General features: G+C 74.3%; 17 protein-coding genes. 15 read left to right on the top strand and 2 right to left on the bottom strand.

What is annotated here, in order from left to right; translation table 11 throughout:
- The first annotated feature begins 5 nt into the window (after positions 1-5).
- Genes JUB12_RS05915 through murC form a run of 8 tightly spaced genes read left to right on the top strand, consistent with a single transcriptional unit; the run spans position 6 to position 10,151 of the window.
- Positions 6-1,664, top strand: coding sequence for a penicillin-binding protein 2 (locus tag JUB12_RS05915; protein WP_205698700.1), 1,659 nt, complete (start codon positions 6-8; stop codon positions 1,662-1,664).
- A 37-nt stretch (positions 1,665-1,701) separates the two neighbouring features.
- Positions 1,702-3,129 carry a UDP-N-acetylmuramoyl-L-alanyl-D-glutamate--2,6-diaminopimelate ligase gene (locus JUB12_RS05910; protein WP_205698699.1) on the top strand — a complete coding sequence of 476 codons (1,428 nt, stop codon included), beginning with the start codon at positions 1,702-1,704 and terminating at the stop codon, positions 3,127-3,129.
- Positions 3,110-4,387: a UDP-N-acetylmuramoyl-tripeptide--D-alanyl-D-alanine ligase gene (gene murF / locus JUB12_RS05905; protein WP_205698698.1), complete on the top strand. Its 1,278-nt coding sequence runs from the start codon at positions 3,110-3,112 to the stop codon at positions 4,385-4,387. The genes JUB12_RS05910 and murF overlap by 20 nt, the downstream gene beginning before the upstream one ends.
- Positions 4,387-5,355 carry a phospho-N-acetylmuramoyl-pentapeptide-transferase gene (gene mraY, locus JUB12_RS05900; RefSeq protein WP_205698697.1) on the top strand — a complete coding sequence of 323 codons (969 nt, stop codon included), beginning with the start codon at positions 4,387-4,389 and terminating at the stop codon, positions 5,353-5,355. Before murF ends, mraY begins: the two co-directional genes overlap by 1 nt.
- Positions 5,352-6,626, top strand: a complete 1,275-nt coding sequence (gene murD, locus JUB12_RS05895) for a UDP-N-acetylmuramoyl-L-alanine--D-glutamate ligase (protein WP_205698696.1) — start codon at positions 5,352-5,354, stop codon at positions 6,624-6,626. Before mraY ends, murD begins: the two co-directional genes overlap by 4 nt.
- Before the next feature lie 42 nt (positions 6,627-6,668).
- Complete coding sequence (gene ftsW / locus JUB12_RS05890) at positions 6,669-7,910, top strand: putative lipid II flippase FtsW (protein ID WP_205698695.1); 1,242 nt, start codon at positions 6,669-6,671, stop codon at positions 7,908-7,910.
- Positions 7,873-8,895, top strand: a complete 1,023-nt coding sequence (locus tag JUB12_RS05885; RefSeq protein WP_241004434.1) for a glycosyltransferase — start codon at positions 7,873-7,875, stop codon at positions 8,893-8,895. The genes ftsW and JUB12_RS05885 overlap by 38 nt, the downstream gene beginning before the upstream one ends.
- Positions 8,892-10,151 (top strand): UDP-N-acetylmuramate--L-alanine ligase, encoded by a 1,260-nt coding sequence (gene murC, locus JUB12_RS05880; protein ID WP_205698693.1) that lies wholly within the window; start codon positions 8,892-8,894, stop codon positions 10,149-10,151. The genes JUB12_RS05885 and murC overlap by 4 nt, the downstream gene beginning before the upstream one ends.
- Here murC and JUB12_RS05875 read toward each other — a convergent pair.
- Positions 10,148-11,254: a UDP-N-acetylmuramate dehydrogenase gene (locus tag JUB12_RS05875; RefSeq protein ID WP_205698692.1), complete on the bottom strand. Its 1,107-nt coding sequence runs from the start codon at positions 11,252-11,254 to the stop codon at positions 10,148-10,150. The two genes, murC and JUB12_RS05875, sit on opposite strands and share 4 nt — an antisense overlap.
- Before the next feature lie 641 nt (positions 11,255-11,895).
- On the opposite strand from JUB12_RS05875, the gene JUB12_RS05870 reads away from it, so the two are divergent.
- The 7 genes from JUB12_RS05870 (at position 11,896) to gcvPB (ending at position 18,695) form a co-directional block, all read left to right on the top strand.
- On the top strand, positions 11,896-12,693 hold the full coding sequence (locus JUB12_RS05870) for a cell division protein FtsQ/DivIB (RefSeq protein ID WP_205698691.1): 798 nt from the start codon (positions 11,896-11,898) through the stop codon (positions 12,691-12,693).
- A 213-nt stretch (positions 12,694-12,906) separates the two neighbouring features.
- Positions 12,907-14,013, top strand: a complete 1,107-nt coding sequence (gene ftsZ, locus JUB12_RS05865) for a cell division protein FtsZ (protein WP_205698690.1) — start codon at positions 12,907-12,909, stop codon at positions 14,011-14,013.
- 103 nt (positions 14,014-14,116) lie between these two features.
- Positions 14,117-14,251, top strand: coding sequence for a hypothetical protein (locus JUB12_RS22200; RefSeq protein ID WP_256436572.1), 135 nt, complete (start codon positions 14,117-14,119; stop codon positions 14,249-14,251).
- 42 nt (positions 14,252-14,293) lie between these two features.
- A complete protein-coding gene (gcvT, locus tag JUB12_RS05860) occupies positions 14,294-15,370 on the top strand; it encodes a glycine cleavage system aminomethyltransferase GcvT (RefSeq protein ID WP_205698689.1) in 1,077 nt (358 codons plus the stop codon).
- A gap of 33 nt (positions 15,371-15,403) precedes the next feature.
- Complete coding sequence (gene gcvH, locus JUB12_RS05855; RefSeq protein ID WP_205698688.1) at positions 15,404-15,790, top strand: glycine cleavage system protein GcvH; 387 nt, start codon at positions 15,404-15,406, stop codon at positions 15,788-15,790.
- Positions 15,787-17,178: an aminomethyl-transferring glycine dehydrogenase subunit GcvPA gene (gcvPA, locus tag JUB12_RS05850; protein WP_205698687.1), complete on the top strand. Its 1,392-nt coding sequence runs from the start codon at positions 15,787-15,789 to the stop codon at positions 17,176-17,178. Before gcvH ends, gcvPA begins: the two co-directional genes overlap by 4 nt.
- Positions 17,175-18,695: an aminomethyl-transferring glycine dehydrogenase subunit GcvPB gene (gene gcvPB, locus JUB12_RS05845; protein ID WP_241004433.1), complete on the top strand. Its 1,521-nt coding sequence runs from the start codon at positions 17,175-17,177 to the stop codon at positions 18,693-18,695. The genes gcvPA and gcvPB overlap by 4 nt, the downstream gene beginning before the upstream one ends.
- Here the strand turns inward: gcvPB and JUB12_RS05840 are convergent.
- Entirely contained in the window at positions 18,692-19,234 is a 543-nt protein-coding gene (locus JUB12_RS05840; protein ID WP_205698686.1) for a DUF1360 domain-containing protein, read from the bottom strand. The two genes, gcvPB and JUB12_RS05840, sit on opposite strands and share 4 nt — an antisense overlap.
- Between the last annotated feature and the right edge of the window lie 4 nt (positions 19,235-19,238).

Here is a 19,238-nt window from a genome sequence, read left to right as displayed (position 1 = left end):
GCGCCGTGCTGGTCCAGCGGCGCATCGGCCTCCTCTTCGCCGCCTTCCTCGTCCTGCTGAGCCTCGCCGGCCTGCGGGCGCTCCAGCTCGGCGTCCTCAGCGGCGACCGCTACGCCCAGGCCGCCACGAGCCAGCAGATGCACATGGACGTCGTGCCGGCCGACCGCGGCTCGATCGTCGACCGCCGCGGCGTCGAGCTGGCCGTGTCCGAGCCCGCCGACGACATCTCGGCGACGCCGTACCTCGTCAAGGACCCGGGCGCGGTCGCGCGCAAGCTCGCGCCCCTGCTGTTCAAGGACCCCGACGAGGTCCTCGAGCTGCTCACCCGCCGCGACACCGGCTTCGTCTTCCTCGCCCGCCAGGTGCCGGCGTCGCGCGCCAAGAAGGTCCAGGAGCTGGCGATCGAGGGCATCGACGTCACGCCGAACCAGTCGCGCGCCTACCCCCGCGACTCGCTGGCCTCGCAGGTCCTCGGCACGGTCGGGCTCGACGGCGACGGGCTGCGCGGCCTCGAGTACCGCTTCGACAAGCTGCTCAAGGGCCACGACGGCAAGCGCCAGCGGGTGCGCGACGGCGTCGGCGACGCGGTCTCCGTGCGCGACGTCGTCCCGGCGCGTCCCGGCCAGACCGTCCGCCTGACCATCGACGCCAACATCCAGGACAAGGTCGAGGAGGTCCTCAAGGGCCTCGGCGCCACGTACTCGCCCAAGGGCGCGACCGCCGTCGTCATGGACCCGCAGACCAGCGAGGTCCTCGCGCTGGCCAACTGGCCCGCGGTCGACGCCAACAAGCCGGGGGCGGCCCCGCCCTACGCGACGCAGAACCGCGCGGTCGGGGCGACCTACGAGCCGGGTTCGACGTTCAAGGCGATCACCGTCGCCGGCGCCCTCGAGGAGGGGGTGGTCAAGCCCGACACGGAGTTCGACCTCCCGCCGTCGATCCAGGTCGCCGACCGCACGATCGAGGAGTCCCACCCGCGCGGGCCCGTGACGCTGTCGACCGCCGAGATCCTCGCCCAGTCCTCGAACGTCGGCGCGATCAAGGTCGGCATGGCGCTCGGCGACAAGCGCTTCGACCACTGGATGCGCAAGTTCGGCTTCGGCAGGCCCACCGGCGTCGCGCTGCCCGGCGAGGAGCGGGGCATCCTGCCGCTGCTGAAGAACTACTCCGGCTCGACCATGGGCAACCTGCCGATCGGCCAGGGCCAGTCGGTCACGCCGATGCAGATGGCCCAGGCCTACGCGGCGATCGCCAACGGCGGCGTCCTGCGCACGCCGCGGATGGTCCGCTCGATCGGCGGCGAGCCCGTCGCGGCGCCGCGCGGCAAGCGCGTGATCTCCCAGAACACCGCCGCGGCCCTGCGCGGGATGCTCAAGGGCGTCTTCGCCCCGGGCGGCACCGCGTCCGAGGTCCACATCCCGGGCTACGACCTCGCGGGCAAGACCGGCACGGCCAACAAGGTCGACGCCGCCACCGGCGAGTACTCGAAGGCCAACTACATCGCGTCCTTCGTGGGCTTCGCGCCGACGAACCGTCCGAAGCTGCTCATCAGCGTCATGGTCGACGAGCCGCACGGCGCGATCTACGGCGGCGAGGTCGCGGCCCCGGCGTTCGGGCGGATCGCCGCCTTCGCGCTGCCCTACCTGGGCATCGAGCCGCGCTAGCGCGCTGACGGCAGGCGGGGCCGATACCGTCCCGCCCGTGCTGCTGGCCGAGCTCTTCGACGACCCGGGCCTCCCGGGCGCCGAGGTCACCGCGCTGGCCTACGACAACCGCCAGGTCGGCCCCGGGACGGTCTTCTGCGCCGTCCCCGGCTTCATGCGCGACGGCCACGACTTCGCGTCCGACGCGGTCGCGCGGGGGGCGGTCGCGCTGCTCGTGCAGCGCCCGCTCGGGCTCGGGGTGCCCGAGGTCGTGGTCGACGACGTCCGCGTGGCGATGGCCGCGGCTGCGGCCCGGCTCGCGGGGGACCCGACGCGCGAGCTGCGCATGTGCGGCGTCACCGGGACCAACGGCAAGACGACGACGGCCTACCTCGTCCGCGCGCTGCTCGAGGCGGCCGGCCTGCGGACGGGCCTGCTCGGCACCGTGACCCAGGTCGTCGGCGGGGTCGAGACCGCCGCGGTGCGCACGACGCCCGAGGCGATCGACCTCCAGCGCCAGTTCCGGGCGATGGTCGACGCCGGCGACCGCGCCTGCGCCATGGAGGTCTCCTCGCACGCGCTGGAGCTGCACCGCGCCGACGCGATCGACTGGGACGTCGCCGTGTTCACCAACCTGTCCCAGGACCACCTCGACTTCCACCCGGACATGGAGGCGTACTTCCGCGCCAAGCGCCGGCTGTTCGAGGCGGGACCGCGCACCGCGGTGGTCAACGTCGACGACGGCCACGGGGCGCGGCTGGCCCGCGAGCTCGACGGTCCGGCGCTCGTCACGGTCGCCCTGGACGCCGACGCCGACCTGCGCCCGTCGCGCGTCCAGGCCGGTCCGGCCGGCAGCGTCGTCGACGTCGACGGCCTGGAGCTGCGAGTCCCGCTGCCCGGGCGCTTCAACGTGCTCAACGCGCTCGGCGCCGTCGCGGCCGCCCGCGCCCTCGGCGTCGACGACGCCACCATCGCCGCCGCGCTGCCGACCGCCCGCACCGCGCCCGGGCGCTTCGAGCCCGTCGACGAGGGGCAGCGCTTCGCGGTGCTCGTGGACTACGCCCACACCCCCGAGGCGCTGGACAACGTCCTCGTCGCCGCGCGGGAGCTCACCAGCGGCCGCGTGCTCGTCGTCTTCGGCGCCGGCGGCGACCGCGACCGCGCCAAGCGCCCGCTCATGGGCGCGGCGGCGGCGGCGCACGCCGACGTGGTCGTCGTCACGAGCGACAACCCGCGCAGCGAGGAGCCGCGGGCGATCATCGACGAGGTCCTCGCCGGCACGACCGGCGCCCGCGGCGAGGTCGTGGCCGTCGAGGACCGCCGCGAGGCGATCGGCCACGCCGTCGCGGCCGCCCGCGACGGCGACGTCGTGGTCGTCGCCGGCAAGGGCCACGAGCAGGGCCAGGAGCTCGCGGGCGGCGTGAAGGTCCCCTTCGACGACGTCCAGGTCGCCCGGGAGGCGCTGCGTGCGCGGCTGGTCGCCTGAGCAGGTCGCCGAGGCCGGCGGCGCCCGCCTGGTCCGCGCCGGCGCGCGCGACGGCGGGCCCGACCGCGCGACCATCGACTCGCGCGACGCCACGGCCGGCGCGCTCTTCGCGGGCCTGCCGGGCGCCAACGTCGATGGCGGCGCGTTCGCGCCGCAGGCGCTCGAGGCCGGCGCGTGGGGCGTCCTGGTCGGCGACGCGCACGCCGAGGCGGCGGCGGCCGCGCCGGGCGACGGCGCCGTCCTGGCCGCGCCGGACCCGCTCGCCGCGCTCCAGCGGCTTGCGACGTCCTGGCGCCGGGCGCTGGGCGCGCGGGTCGTCGGCGTCACCGGCTCGACGGGCAAGACGTCGACGAAGGACCTCCTGGCGGCGATGGTCGCGCAGGGCCGTAGCGTCGTGGCCACCGCCCAGAACCTCAACACGGAGATCGGCCTGCCGCTCACCGTCCTCGGCGCGCCCGCGGGGACCGAGGTCCTCGTCCTCGAGATGGCGATGCGCGGCGCCGGCCAGATCGCCGAGCTCGCGACGATCGCCGAGCCCGACGTCGGCGTCATCACGAACATCGGGCCGGTCCACCTCGAGCTGCTCGGCTCGATCGAGGCGATCGCCCGCACGAAGGCCGAGCTGGTCGGGGGCCTGCGAACGGGCGGGACGGCCGTCGTCCCGCACGGCGAGGCGCTGCTCGAGCCCTACCGGCGCGACGACGTGGTCTGGACGACGTTCGGTCCCGAGGGGGACGTCCGCGACCTCCCGGACGGCCTCGACATCGGCTTCACCAGCGCCCACATGCGCACGAACGCCCTCGCCGCCCTGGCTGCCGCGCGCGCCGTCGGCGTCGAGCCGACGGGTCGCCTCGAGGTCGCGCTGAGCGGCCGCCGCGGGCAGCGGCGGACCACCAGCGGCGGGGTGACCGTCGTGGACGACTGCTACAACGCCAACCCGATGTCGATGCGGGCCGCGCTGGACGACCTTGCCGCCACCGCGCCGGGCCGCAAGGTCGCGGTGCTCGGCGACATGCTCGAGCTCGGGCCCGAGGAGGGCCGCCTGCACGAGGAGGTCGGCCGCCACGCCCGCGAGCTCGGCGTCGACGTCCTCGTCGCCGTCGGTCCGCGCGCCGCGGCCATGCGCGGCGACGCCCAGGTCGACGACGCCGCCGCGGCCGCCCGGCTGGTCCCGACGCTCCTGCGCGAGGGCGACACCGTCCTGGTCAAGGCCTCCCGCGGCGTGGGCCTCGAGGCCGTCGTCGAGGCGATCGCCTGATGGGGGAGATCCTCATCGCCGGGACGGCGTCCCTGCTCATCTGCATCTTCCTCTCGCCGAAGTTCATCGAGGCGCTGCGGGTGCGCCAGTTCGGCCAGCACATCCGCGAGGAGGGCCCGGCGCGCCACCACGAGAAGGCCGGCACGCCGACGATGGGCGGGATCATCATCTTCACGGCGATCTCGGTCCCGTTCCTGCTGCTCTCAGACTACGACTGGCGGTCCGTGGGCGTGTTCGGGGCGGCGATCGCCTGCGCGCTGCTGGGCTTCGCCGACGACGCGACGAAGATCTTCCGGCGCCGCTCGCTCGGCCTCAGCGGCCGCTACAAGCTCCTGGGCCAGGTCGTGGTCGCGCTCGGGCTGTGGTGGATCGCCACGCAGCAGGCCGGCCTGGACGACACGCTGCGCCTGCGCACGATCGACGCGACGATCGACCTCGGCGTCTTCTACCCGCTGTTCATCTACCTCGTGGTCGCGGGGACGACGAACGCGGTGAACCTCACCGACGGCCTCGACGGCCTGGCGGCGGGCTGCGCGGCGATCGTCCTGTTCGCCTACATCGGGATCACGTGGATCACCCAGGGCCAGGAGGACCTCGCCCTGCTGACCGGCTGCGTCATCGGCGCCTGCGTCGGCTTCCTGTGGTTCAACGCGTTCCCGGCGACGATCTTCATGGGCGACACGGGGTCGCTCGGCCTGGGCGGCGTCATCGCCGGCCTCGCGGTGATGACGAAGACCGAGGAGCTGCTCGTGCTGCTCGGCGGGATCTTCGTGGTCGAGGCGCTGAGCGTCCTCATCCAGGTCTTCAGCTTCCAGACCTTCCGCAAGCGGATCTTCCTGATGGCCCCGATCCACCACCACTTCGAGATCCTCGGGTGGTCGGAGACGAAGATCATCCTGCGCTTCTGGATCCTCGCCGGCATCTGCGCCGCGAGCGGGTTCACGATCTATCAGCAGTCGATCACGTGACCGCGCTGGTGGTCGGGCTCGCGCGGTCGGGCGCCGCGGCGGCCCGGCTGCTGCGCTCGCAGGGCGAGACCGTGCTCGCCACCGACCGCGGCACCCCGGAGGTCGACCTCGGCCCGGACGTCGAGCTGCACCTCGCCACCGACGGCGTCGCCCTGTTGGACCGCGTCGACCTCGTGGTCAAGTCGCCCGGCGTCCCGCGCGAGGCCCCGGTGGTCGTGGAGGCGCGCCGGCGCGGGATCCCGGTGCTCGGCGAGCTCGAGGTCGCGTGGAAGGCGTTGGGACGTCCCGTCGTCGCGGTCACCGGCACGAACGGCAAGACGACGACCGTCGAGCTGCTCGGCCACGTCCACCGCACGGCGGGCATCCCGGTCGTCGTCGCCGGCAACGTCGGGACGGCGCTCAGCGACGTCGTGGGCACGCTGCCCGAGGACGGCGTGGCGGTCGTCGAGTGCTCGTCCTTCCAGCTCGAGGACACCGTCGACTTCTCGCCCGACGCGGCGCTGTGCCTCAACGTGCAGCCCGACCACCTCGACCGCCACGGGACCTTCGAGGACTACCGCGGCGCGAAGGCGCGGATCTTCGCCAACCAGGGCCCCGGCGACGTCGCGGTCGTGCCGCGCGAGCTGGTCGGCATGGTCGGCGGCCGCGCGCAGGTCGTGCTGTGGGGCGAGGAGGCCGAGGACGACCTGCGCCTCGACGAGCACGGCGACCTGCGGTGGCGCGGCGCGCGGCTCATGGGCGAGGACGAGGTCCGCCTGCGAGGCGGCCACAACCTGGCCAACGCGATGGCCGCGGCGGCGGTGTCGCTGGCGCGGGGGATCGAGCTCGACGCCGTCCGCGAGGCGCTGCGGACCTTCGCGGGCGTGCCGCACCGCCTCGAGGAGGTGGGCCGGGTCGACGGCGTGGTCTACGTCAACGACTCGAAGGCGACGAACGTCGCCTCGACGCTCGTGGCGCTGCAGTCCTTCGAGGAGCCCGTCCACCTCGTCCTGGGCGGGCAGGGCAAGGCCCAGGACTTCGGCCCGCTGCGCGCGCCCACGGCCGGCTGCGCCTCGGTGCACCTCATCGGCGAGGACGCCGAGCTGATCCGTGAGGCGATCGGCACCGGCGAGCTGCGCGGCGACCTCGAGCACGCCGTCGCGGCGGCGCGGGCGGCGGCCCGGCCGGGGGAGGTCGTCCTGCTCTCGCCGGCCTGCGCGTCGTTCGACCAGTTCGCCGACTTCGAGGCCCGCGGCGACGCGTTCCGGGCCATCGTGTCCGGCTTGTCATAAGAAGGGGAGGACTCCGGCGGCGGGGGTCGAACCCCCGGCTTGATGGGGTTCCGCCGCCGCCCCGCCGCCGAGCAGACCGTCGAGGAACGGATCCTGCTCACGGCGATCCTGTGCCTCCTCGCCGCCGGCGCGGTGATGGTCTTCAGCGCCTCGAGCGCGCGCTCCGTGCTGAGCGAGCAGGGCGACGGCACCCACTACCTCGTCCAGTACGTCCTGCGCGGGACGATCGGCCTCGCGGCGATGTACGTCGTCGCCCGGCTCGACCTGCGGCTGCTGCCCAAGCTCACCGGGATGTTCCTGGCGCTGGCCTTCACGCTGCTCGTGCTCGTGAAGGTCCCGGGCATCGGCGTCGAGATCAACGGCGCGCGGCGCTGGATGGGGCCGGGACCGCTGCAGTTCCAGCCCTCCGAGCTCATGAAGCTCGCGCTCGTCCTCTACTGCGCCAAGCTCCTGGCCGAGCGGCCGCGGCGCGCGCGCACCCCGCGCGAGCTCGTGCCCCTGGCGGTCGTGGCGGGCATGGCGATGGTCCTCATCGCCTCCCAGCCCGACCTCGGGACGGCGCTCGTGATCGCCTTCACCACCATGGCGCTGCTCGTGGCGGCCGGCGTCCCGCTGCGGATCCTCGGCATGGCGTCCGGCGCCGGGGCCTTCGCGGTCCTGCTCTACGCCCTGAGCGCGCCGTACCGGCGCGACCGACTCATGACGTTCCTCGACCCGTGGGCGCACGCGGCCGACGAGGGCTTCCAGTCCGTCCAGGGCCAGATCGCGCTGGGGTCCGGCGGCTTCTTCGGGCGCGGCCTGGGCGAGTCGCAGGCCAAGAACCTCTTCCTGCCCGAGGCCCACACGGACTTCATCCTCGCCATCGTCGGCGAGGAGGTCGGCGTGGTCGGCGTCCTGGCGCTGCTGTTCCTCTACGGCCTGCTGGCCTACGCCGGCCTGCGGGTCGCCAAGGCGGCCCGCGGGACCTACGCGAAGCTCGTCGCCGCAGGCCTCACGTCGCTCGTGCTCTGCCAGGCGACGCTCAACGTCTTCACCGTCCTGGGCCTCGCGCCCCTCACCGGCGTGCCGCTGCCGTTCATCTCCTACGGCTCGACGAACCTCATCGTCCTGCTGGCGTCCATGGGCGTGCTGCTGAACATCGCCCGCGGCGGGCACGCGCACCTCAAGGTCGTTCCGCAAGGATCCCGCCGCAGTGACCGAGACGCCGACGATCGTGATCGCAGCAGGCGGGACCGCGGGGCACGTCGTGCCGGCCCTCGCGGTGGCCGACGCGCTGCGGGCTGAGGCGGACGTCCGCGTCGTCTTCGTGGGCGGCGAGCGCGCCGAGGCGCAGCTCGTCCCCGAGGCCGGCTACGAGCTGCGGCGCGTCCGCGTCGAGGGCATCAGCCGCTCGAACCCGCTGAAGGCGGCCCGGGCGGTGCTGCGGGCCGGGGGCGCGGTCGCGGCCTGCTCGCGGCTGCTGGGCGAGCTGCGGCCGGCGGCGGTCATGGGCGGCGGCGGCTACGTCGCCGGCGTGGCGGGGGCGGCGGCGGTGCGCCGGCGCGTGCCGCTCGTGCTCACGGAGGCCGACTCGCACCTGGGCGTCTCGAACCGGCTGCTGGCGCGCTGGGCGCGGCGGGTCTGCCTCGCCTTCCCGATCGCGGGGCTGGAGGGCGAGCGCTTCCGGGTGCTCGGCCGGCCGGTCCCGGCGCCGCAGACCGACGTGGGCGCGGCCCGCGCGCGCTTCGGCCTGGCTGCGGACGACACCTGCGTCCTGGTCTTCGGCGGGTCGCTGGGCGCGCGCTCGATCAACGAGGCGGCGGTCGAGGGCCTGGCCGGCGCCGACTTCAAGGTCCTGCACGCCTGTGGCAGGCGGGACTTCGCGCTGCTGCGCTCGCGCCTGGGCGACCCCCCGCCGGCGGGCTATGACCTGCGCGACTACATCGCGCCCTTCGGTGACGCGCTGGCCGCCTGCGACCTCGTCGTCGCCCGGGCCGGCGGTTCGATCTTCGAGGTGGCGGCGCACGCCAAGCCGGCGGTGCTCGTGCCGTACCCGCACGCGACGGCCGACCACCAGACCGCCAACGCGCGGTGGATGGTCGACGCGGGCGCGGCGGTGCTGGTGCCGGACGCGGAGCTCGACGCCGCGCGGCTGCGGACCGAGGTCGAGGCGCTCCTGGCCGATCCGGCGCGGCTGCTGGCGATGGGCGCCGCCAGCGGCGCCCTGGCCAGGCCCTACGCGGCGCGCGACATCGCCCGCGAGGTGCTGCGCGCGGCGGGGCTGCGATGAGCGCTCCGGCGGATCGCCCGTGGGCGGGGCGGCGGATCCACTTCGTCGGCGTCGGCGGCGCCGGCATGTCGGGCTACGCGCGCGTCGCGGTCCAGCTCGGCGCGACCGTCTCGGGCTCGGACCGCGCGCCCTCGCCGGCCCTGGACGGCCTGCGCGCGCTCGGGGTCGAGGTCCACGTCGGCCATGCGCGCGAGAACGTCCCCGACGGCGCCGACGTCGTCTTCTCGAGCGCCGTCCCGGCCGACAACCCCGAGCGGGTCCCGGGCGCGGTGCCGCGGGCCGAGCTCCTGCACGAGCTCAGCGGCCTCAAGCGCACGATCGCGATCGCGGGCGCCCACGGCAAGACGACGACGACGTCGATGGCCGCGCACGTCCTGCTCGGCTGCGGGCTCGGTCCGGGCTACCTCATCGGCGGGGCCCTGCGCTCGACGGGCCAGCACGCCGACTGGGGAACGGGGGAGTGGCTGGTCGTCGAGGCCGACGAGTCGGACCGCTCGATGCTGCGCCTGCAGGTCGAGCTCGCCGCGGTGCTCAACGTCGAGCTCGACCACCACGCGACCTACGGCTCGCTAGCCGAGCTCGAGGCCGTCTACGCCGCGTTCGCCGCCGGCGCGCAGCGCGTCGTCCTCTCGCCGGGCGTGGCGCTCGACGGGGAGGTCGTGGCCCCCGCGGACGTCGAGCTGGTCCCGGGCGGCAGCCGCTTCACCTGGCGCGGGGTGCCGGTGGCGCTCGAGGTCCCCGGGGCGCACAACGCCGCCAACGCCGCCCTCGCCCTGGAGGCCGCCGCGCACGCCGGGGCCGACCCGGAGGCGGCGGCCGCGGCGCTGGCGTCGTTCACCGGCGCGGGGCGGCGCTTCGAGCGCGTCGGCCGCCACCGCTCGGGTGCGCTCGTCGTCGACGACTACGCCCACCACCCGACGGAGGTCGCGGCGACGATCGCCGCCGCCCGCACGCTCGAGGCGGGCCGGGTCCTCGCCGTCTTCCAGCCCCACCTGTTCTCCCGCACCCAGGAGCTGCACCGCGAGTTCGCCGCCGCCCTGGCGACGGCGGACCTCGCGGTCGTGCTCGACGTCTACCCGGCCCGCGAGCGCGCCGAGGACTTCCCCGGCGTCGACGGCCGCCTGCTCGGCGGGACGTTCGCGCCGGACTTCGCGGCGGCGCGCGAGGTGCTCGAGCGCGAGCTGCGCGAGGACGACGTCCTGCTGGTGATGGGCGCCGGCGACGTCACGCGGTTCGCGCGCGAGCTCGCCACCTAGCGCGCGGCGGGCACCGGGTCCCAGCGGTGCCCGACGAAGACCGGCTCCGGCACGAGGTCGACGCCGAAGCGCTCGCGCACCCCGCCGGCGACCTCCTGAGCCAGGGCGACGAGCTGCGCCGTCGAGCCGCCCCCGCGGTTCGTCAGCGCCAGGGTGTGCTTCGAGGAGATGGCGATGCCCGCCGGGTCGCCGTGGCCCTTCGTGAACCCGGCCCGCTCGATGAGCCACGCGGCCGAGGTCTTCACGGTGCCGTCGTCCTGCTCCCAGGCCGGCGGCTCGTCGGGCGCCGCCCGCTCGCGCAGCACCGCGAACGCCTCGTCGTCGAGCACGGGGTTCGTGAAGAACGAGCCCGCCGACGTCGCGTCCGGGTCGGCGGGGTCGAGGACCATGCCCTTGCCGCGGCGCAGCGCCAGCACCGCCTCGCGCACGTCTGCCAGCGGCGCGCGCTCCCCGATCGCGATGCCCAGCCGGCGCGCGAGCTCCGCGTAGGCGACGGGACGCGAGAGGGCGGAGGGCTCGAGCTCGAAGGTCACGCGCAGCACGACCCACCGGCCCGGCTCGCGCTTGAAGCGCGATGTGCGGTACCCGAAGGCGCAGGCCGCGGCGGAGAGGTCGGCCACCTCGTGGGTGCGGCGGTCGAGCACGCGGACCGTCGCGACGGTCTCCCGGACCTCCTGCCCGTAGGCGCCGACGTTCTGGATCGGCGTCGCGCCCACCGACCCGGGGATGCCGCTCAGCGCCTCGACGCCGCTCAGCCCGTCGGCGACGCAGCGCGCCACGAACGGGTCCCACGGCTCGCCGGCCTCCACCTCGAGCAGCGCGCGGCCGTGCTCGCCGGTCCGGCGCACGACGCCGCGCGACAGCACCCGCACGACGGTCCCGTCGAAGCCCTCGTCGGCCACGACGACGTTCGACCCGCCGGCGAGCACCAGCACGGGGTCACCCGCCCGGTCGGCCTCGCGCACCGCGGCGACCAGCGCGTCCTCGCCGTCGGCCTCCACGACCCGCCTCGCCGGCCCACCGAGCCGGAGCGTCGTCCACTGCGCCAGCTCCACGCGGACACCGTAGCCGCGGCCGGCGGCGCGGAAGGCTGCGGCCGCCATGGTGGGGACAGGCCCCGTCGGGGCGGGAAGGGCTGCGGCCGCCGTGATGGGGACAGACCCCGTCGGGGCGCGGAGGGCTGCGGCCGCCGTGATGGGGACAGACCCCGTCGGGGCGGGAGGCCGCGAGGTGCTGGGCGATGCAGGCCGTGGAACTCCGCTCTCGCGGGGGCGTGGTGCGGGGCGGTCGCCGGTCGGCACCGAGGAGGAGAAGGGGCCGGCCGCTGCGTGGCCCGCCGCGGGCGGTCGCGGCCGACCTCGCGGAGTTGTGCCGCGTAGCGCGGTCCCCGTCCCTGAAGCCGGCCGTTCGGGCCCGAGCGAGCGTGACCCTGTCATCCCCGGTCTGGGACGCCGGAATCGACAGGGTCACGGCGCTGGAACCCGCGAGACCGCCTCGCGAGCCCCGCAATCGCGTGTCCTCTCGCTTCCTCACTGCAAGACAGCCACCGCCCGAGCCCGACCCGACGCCCGAGCGGGACGCACGGACGCCATGAAGGGGACAGTCCCCCGCTTCGCACGCGGCACCCGTAGTGCGAAGAAGGGGACAGTCCCCCGCCTCGCACGCAGGACCCGTAGTGCGAAGAAGGGGACAGTCCCCCGCTTCGCACGCAGGACCGGCAGGCGGCGTGTCGAACGGGGAGACGGTGCGTCGGATCGCCAAGCCCCGCCTGCTCCTCGGCCTCGCGCTGACCCTCGGGCTCCTCGGCGGCGGGTTCCTCGTCGTCCGCGACTCGTCGCTGGTCGCCGTGGAGGACGTGCAGGTGACCGGGCTGACCGGGCCCGAGGCCGGCCGGCTCTCCCGGGACCTCAAGGCCGCCGCGCGCGAGATGACGACGCTGCACGTCGACGAGGGCGCGCTGCGGTCGATCGTCGAGCCCTACTCGGTGGTGCACGGCCTCACGGTCACCACGGACTTCCCGCACGGCCTGCGCATCGACGTGCACGAGCGCACGCCCGTCGCCGCCGTGCAGTCGGGCAGCGAGAGGACGCTCGTCGCCGGCGACGGCACGCTGCTGCGCGGCGCCGCCCGCCGCGAGCTCGCGGTCGTGACGCTCAAGACCCCGCCGGTCGGCGACCGCATCACCGACCAGCGCGCCGGCGCCGCGATCCGCGCGCTGGCCGCCGCGCCCCCGCAGCTGCGCCCGAAGGTCTCGCGCGCCTTCTTCGGCCCCGCCGGCCTGACCCTCCAGCTCGAGGACGGCCCGGCGCTGCGCTTCGGCGGCACCGACCGCCTCGCCGCGAAGTGGCTCTCGGCCTCCCGCGTGCTGGCCGACGCGGGCTCGCGCGGCGCGACCTACCTCGACCTGCGCTCCCCCGAGCGGCCCGCCGCCGGGGGCCTGGAGGACCCGCTCAGCCAGACCGACCCGGAGGCCGACGCGCAGTCGGCGGCCACGCCTGGCGTCACCACGCCGGCCGCCCCGACGGCGCCCACCACGCCCTAGACCCTCGACCTGCACTCGAGCCTTCGGAGGCGCCCGACCCTCGACCTCGGGTCGAGAACCCCTGCACGCTGCAAGGTATCGTGCGTGCTGTCCGGCTCGTTGACACTCGCGCGAAGCGGTGCGTACCGTGCAGTGCTCCGGGCACCCCCAGTGCGCCCACAGACGACCCTCGATCCGTAGTCGAGGGTCCGGACGGAAAGACTTCCCCTTCTCATGGACACAGGCAGCTACCTCGCGGTCATCAAGGTCGTCGGCGTCGGCGGCGGCGGCACCAACGCGGTGAACCGGATGGTCGACGCGGGCCTGCGCGGCGTGGAGTTCATCGCCGCGAACACGGACGCCCAGGCGCTGCAGATGTGCGACGCCGACATCAAGCTCAACATCGGCCACGAGCTCACGAAGGGGCTGGGGGCGGGCGCCAACCCGGAGACCGGCTTCGGCGCCGCCGCCGAGTCGCGCGACGACATCAAGGAGGCGCTCAAGGGCGCCGACATGGTCTTCGTCACCGCCGGCGAGGGCGGCGGCACCGGCACGGGCGCCGCGCCCGTCATCGCCGAGATCGCCAAGAACGAGATCGGCGCGCTGACCGTCGGCGTGGTCACCAAGCCCTTCTCCTTCGAGGGCACGCAGCGCATGAAGCAGGCCGAGGAGGGCGTCGCCCGCCTGCGCGAGGTCGTCGACACGCTCATCGTCATCCCGAACGAGAAGCTGCTGTCGATCGTCGAGCGCCGCACGACGATCCTCGAGGCCTTCCGCGAGGCCGACAACGTCCTGCGCCAGGGCGTCCAGGGCATCACGGACCTCATCACGATCCCGGGCCTCATCAACCTCGACTTCGCCGACGTCCGCACGATCATGCAGGACGCCGGCAGCGCGCTCATGGGCATCGGCCAGAGCGGCGGCGAGAGCCGCGCCGCCGACGCCGCGCGCGCCGCGATCTCGAGCCCGCTGCTCGAGGCCAGCGTCGAGGGCGCCACCGGCATCCTGCTCAACATCACCGGCGGCAAGGACATCGGCCTCTTCGAGATCAACGAGGCGGCCGAGATCGTCCAGGGCGCCGCCGATGCGACGGCGAACATCATCTTCGGCTCGGTCATCGACGACACGCTGGGCGACGAGGTCCGCGTCACCGTCATCGCCACGGGCTTCGACCGCCGCGGCGGCCGGGGTCGCACGGCCGCGGCGCCCGCGCGCGCGTCCGAGCCCTCGCGCGATCCGTCCCGCCCGCCCCGCCCGGACCGCGTCCCGCGCGCGGACCGCGAGCGCTCCTCGCTCGAGATCTCCGACGACGAGATCGACATCCCGCCGTTCCTGCGCTGACACGCCGCTCAGCGATGAGCTGATGCGTGACGACCCCTTGGGGTGCCACAATGCCGCGGCCCGCTTGAGGGAGCGGGCTGTCGCAGATCCAAGGAGTCTCCGCATGCAGGACATCAGCCGCGAGGACCTCGAGGTCCACATCGAGAAGCTCGAGGTCGCCACCCAGGCCGACCAGGACGAGCTGCTCAAGGACTTCCTCGTCCAGGCCTGGCCGACGAAGACCTCCCAGGACAGCTAGGCACCGCCCGTCCTCCCGGTGCGCGCGAGTAGCGTGCCGGACATGGGCGCTGCCACCGACCTCCGCCGCACTCCGCTCTACGACCGCCACGTCGACGCCGGGGCGCGTCTCGTGCCGTTCGCCGGCTGGGAGATGCCGGTGCAGTACGAGGGCGTCCTCGGCGAGCACCGCGCGACCCGCACGGCGTCGGGCGTCTTCGACGTGTCGCACATGGGGCAGGTCGTCACCGAGGGCCCGCAGGCCGCGGAGCTCCTCCAGCGGCTGCTGTCCAACGACGTCTCGAAGGTCGCCGTGGGCGGCGCGCAGTACTCCGTGCTGTGCAACGAGGAGGGCGGCGTCCTGGACGACCTCTTCACCTACCGCCTGGCGCCCGACCGCTGGCTCACGGTCACCAACGCGGCCAACCACGAGCAGGACCTGGCCTGGTTGCGCCAGCACGCGGAGGGCTTCGACGCGACGGTCACCGACGCGCTGGACGACTTCGCCATGCTCGCCGTCCAGGGCCCGAACGCCCGCGAGGTCGTCCAGGCGATGGCCGACGCCCCGCTGCCACCGCGCTTCACCGTCGCCCAGCGCACGGTCTGCGGCCGCCGGATGTTCGTCGCCGGCACGGGCTACACCGGGGAGGACGGCGTCGAGCTCCTGCTCGCGCCCGAGGACGCGCCCGCCGTCTGGGACGAGCTCCTGCGCCGCGGCGTCACCCCCGTCGGCCTCGCCGCGCGCGACACCTTGCGCCTCGAGGCCTGCTTCCACCTGTACGGCAACGACCTCATGGTCTCCCGGGGACCGATCGAGGCGGGCCTGGGCTGGTGCTGCAAGGAGGACACCGGCTTCATCGGGTCCGAGGCCGTGCGCGCCGTCCGCGAGGCCGGCCCCACCGAGAAGCTCGTCCCCTTCAAGCTCACCGGCGGCGGCATCGCCCGCCAGGGCAACGCGGTCGTCGGCGGCGGCGAGGTCACGAGCGGCACGCACTCGCCGATGCTGGGCGTCGGGATCGGCATGGCCTACGTCCCCGCCGACCGCGCCGCGGAGGGCACCGAGCTGGTGATCGACGTCCGCGGCAAGGAGCGACCGGCCGTGGTGGCGAGCAAGCCGCTCGTTGGACCGGGCGGCGGTTGAACAGCCCGGTCCGGGCGCTAGCCTGCCCGGCCCATGGCCGACGCGAGCTACCCCGACGACCTCCTCTACCACCCGGAGCACGACTGGGCGCGCATCGAGGGCGACGTCGCGACCTTCGGCATCACCTGGTTCGCCCAGGACGCCCTGGGCGAGGTCGTCTTCTTCGACCCGCCGGACGTCGGCAGCACCGTGACCGCCGGCGAGTCCTACGCTGAGGTGGAGTCCGTCAAGGCCGTCTCCGACGTCATCGCGCCCCTCTCGGGCGAGGTCGTCGAGGTCAACACCGAGCTGGGCGACAGCCCCGAGGCGGTCAACGACGACCCGTACGGCAAGGGCTGGATGGTGAAGGTCAAGCTGTCCGACCCCGGCCAGAAGGACGACCTGCTGGACCGCGAGGCCTACGAGGCGACCCTCACTTGAGCACCTACACCGCCGTCACCGACTCCGAGCTCCGCGAGATGCTCGACGCCATCGGCGTCGGGTCCGTCCAGGAGCTCTTCGACAAGCAGGTCCCGGCCGGCGTGCGCCTCGGCCGCGCGCTGGACCTGCCGCCCGGCATGGGCGAGCAGGACGTCTACACGCACCTGCGCGACCTCGCCGCCAGGAACACCTCCGCCGAGGACGAGCTGACCTTCCTCGGCGCGGGCATGTACGACCACTACGTCCCGGCGCTCATCGACATGCTGATGAGCCGCTCGGAGTTCCTGACGCCGTACACGCCCTACCAGCCCGAGATCTCCCAGGGCGGGCTGCAGGTCATGTTCGAGTACCAGACCGCGATCAGCGAGCTGACCGCCCTGCCCGTCTCGAACGCCTCGGTCTACGAGGGCCCGAGCGCCGTCGCGTCCGCCGGCTACCTCGCGAAGCTCGCCAACGGCAAGCGGCGGATCGTCGTCTCCCGCGGCGTGCACCCGCACTCGCGCGAGACGCTCAGGACTTACGCGCACGGCTTCGGGGCCGAGGTCGTCGAGGTCCCGCTCAAGGACGGCGTGACCGACCCGGAGGCCTGGGCCGCCGCGATCGACATGGAGACGAGCGCCGTCGTCTTCCAGCAGCCGAACTTCCTCGGCGCCGTCGAGGACGCCGAGGCGCTCGCGGGCGCCGCCAAGGCGTCCCCGGCGGTCGTCGTCGGCCAGTACGACCCGATCCCGCTGGCGATCCTCAAGCCGCCCGGCGAGTGCGGCGTCGACGTCGCCGTCGGCGAGGGCCAGTCGCTGGGCAACCGCCTGGACTTCGGCGGCCCCTCCTTCGGCTTCTTCGCCGCCACCGAGGCCTACCTGCGGCGCATGCCGGGCCGGATCGCGGGCGAGACGACCGACGTCGACGGCCGCCGCGGCTTCGTGCTGACGCTCCAGACGCGCGAGCAGCACATCCGCCGCGAGAAGGCGACGTCGAACATCTGCACCTCGCAGGCGCTCAACGCGCTGGGCGGCGTGGTCTACCTCACCTGGCTGGGCCGCAAGGGGTTCGTGGCGCTCGCCGAGCTGCTGCTGCAGCGCACGGCCTACGCCCGCGACGCGCTCACGGCGCTCGACGGCGTGACCGCGACCCACGAGCAGCCGGTCGTCCGCGAGTTCGCGGTCGACCTCGCCGTCGACGGGGTGGAGGGCGTGCGTCGCGTCATCCGCCGCTGCCAGGAGCAGGGCGTCAACCCGGGCTTCGCGGTCGGCCGCGAGCTCGAGGAGCACCCGGCGGCCCTGCTCGTCGCGCTCACCGAGCAGCGCACCAAGGCCGACATCGATCGCCTGGCCGACGTGCTCGGCGCCGCCGTCGCCGCCGAGCGCCAGGGCACCGAGGTGGCCGCGTGACCACCGCCGCCACCCACGTCGTGTCGCGCCCGCAGGACGAGACGCGCACGATCTTCGAGAAGGGCAAGGCGGGCCGCCAGGCCTTCAGCTGCCCGGAGCTCGACGTCCCCGAGCGCCCGGCCGAGGAGCTGCTGCCCGCGCAGTTCCGGCGGACCACCGAGGCCCGCCTGCCGGAGGTCTCCGAGCCGGAGATCGTCCGCCACTACGTGAACCTGTCGAAGCGCAACTTCGACCTGGACTCGGGCTTCTACCCGCTCGGCTCCTGCACGATGAAGCACAACCCGCGCCTGCACGAGCGCGTCGCGGGCATGGCGGGCCACGCCCGGCTGCACCCGCTGCAGGACCCCGAGCACGCCCAGGGCGCACTCGAGCTCATGTGGAACCTCGAGCGGGCGCTCAGCGAGGTCTCCGGCCTGCCGCACGTCTCGCTGCAGCCCAGCGCCGGCTCGCACGGCGAGCTCGCCGGCCTCCTGCTCACCCGCGCCTACCACGAGGACCGCGGGGAGACCCGGCCGAAGGTCCTGACGCCCGACACCGCCCACGGGACGAACCCCGCGACGGTGACGCTCGCGGGCTTCGAGGTCGTGAAGGTCGCGACGAACGAGGACGGCGGCGTCGACCTCGACGACCTGCGCGCCAAGGCGACCGAGGAGGTCGCCTGCCTCATGCTCACCAACCCGAACACGCTCGGCGTGTTCGACCCGAGCATCGAGGAGATCGCCTCGATCGTCCACGGCGTGGGGGCGACGCTCTACTACGACGGCGCGAACCTCAACGCCGTCATGGGCATCTCGCGCCCGGGCGACATGGGCTTCGACATCGTGCACTTCAACCTGCACAAGTCCTTCACCCAGCCCCACGGCGGCGGCGGTCCGGGCTCCGGCCCCATCGCGGTCTCCGACCGCATCGCGCCGTACCTCACGGTCCCGAAGGTCGTCAAGGACGGCGAGCGCTTCGACCTCGACTTCGAGGGCGAGAAGTCGATCGGCCGCCTGCGTGGCTTCCAGGGCAACTACGGCACCTTCGTGCGCTCCTACGCCTACATCCGCTCGCTGGGCGCCGAGGGCCTCAAGGACGCCTCGGAGGTCGCGGTGCTCAACGCGAACTACCTCCTGGCCAAGCTGCGCGAGCTCGGGGTGACCGAGCACCTGCCGCTGGCCTTCGGCGAGCACTGCATGCACGAGTTCGTGCTCTCGGGCGCGCCGATGAAGCGCGACCTGGGGATCCGCACGCTGGACCTGGCCAAGCGGCTGCTCGACCACGGCTTCCACCCGCCGACGGTCTACTTCCCGCTCCTGGTCGACGAGGCCCTCATGGTCGAGCCGACCGAGACGGAGACCAAGGAGACGCTCGACGCGTTCGCGGAGGCGCTCGCGGCGATCCTCCGCGAGGCCGCCGAGGACCCCGAGATCGCGCGCAACGCGCCGTACTCCACGCCGGTGCGCCGCCTCGACGAGGCCGGCGCCGCCAAGCGCCCGGTCATCCGCCAGGCGCTGGACGAGGCGGCCGCGGCCTAGCCGCGGTCGGCCTCGCGGCTGAAGCGCCCCTCGACGACGACCTTCCCGTCGCCCGCCTCGGGCGGCGGGGCGTCGGCCTCCTGCTGGGCGACGTTCGCCGTCGCGCAGAGCTTCGTGAAGCCGGTCTGCAGCCAGTCGTTGACCGCGCTCGTGGCCAGCACCGTGGTGACCACGCGCGCCTCGCGGGGGCGCAGGACGCGCAGGCCGACGATGCCCAGCGAGGTCCAGGCGCCCATGCAGCGCGAGCACGACAGCAGCTCGCCGACGGCGTAGCGCATGCGCCGCCCCTTGGGCCGGCGCTGGCCGTCGGGGGTCTCCTCGAGGAACGGCTCGCGCATCCACGTCTCCACCTTCTCCTTGGTGATGAGCTTGGTGAGCGCGAAGGTCGCGAGGCCGAGGGTCGGCAGCTCGGCCTGGCGGACCGGGTGCTCGCCCTTGTCCCGCGCGGCGAGCAGCAGCCCGCCGGCGAGGGCGGAGTACGTCGCGCTCAGCGCGGCGTAGTCCTGCGGCTTGGTCGGCGTCTTGCTGACGGGCTCCACGGGA

The organism is Conexibacter sp. SYSU D00693 (genome assembly GCF_017084525.1).
Lineage (GTDB): Bacteria > Actinomycetota > Thermoleophilia > Solirubrobacterales > Solirubrobacteraceae > Baekduia.
Note: the sequence above shows the minus strand (reverse complement) of the source record. Positions and strands in the feature narration are given on the sequence as shown.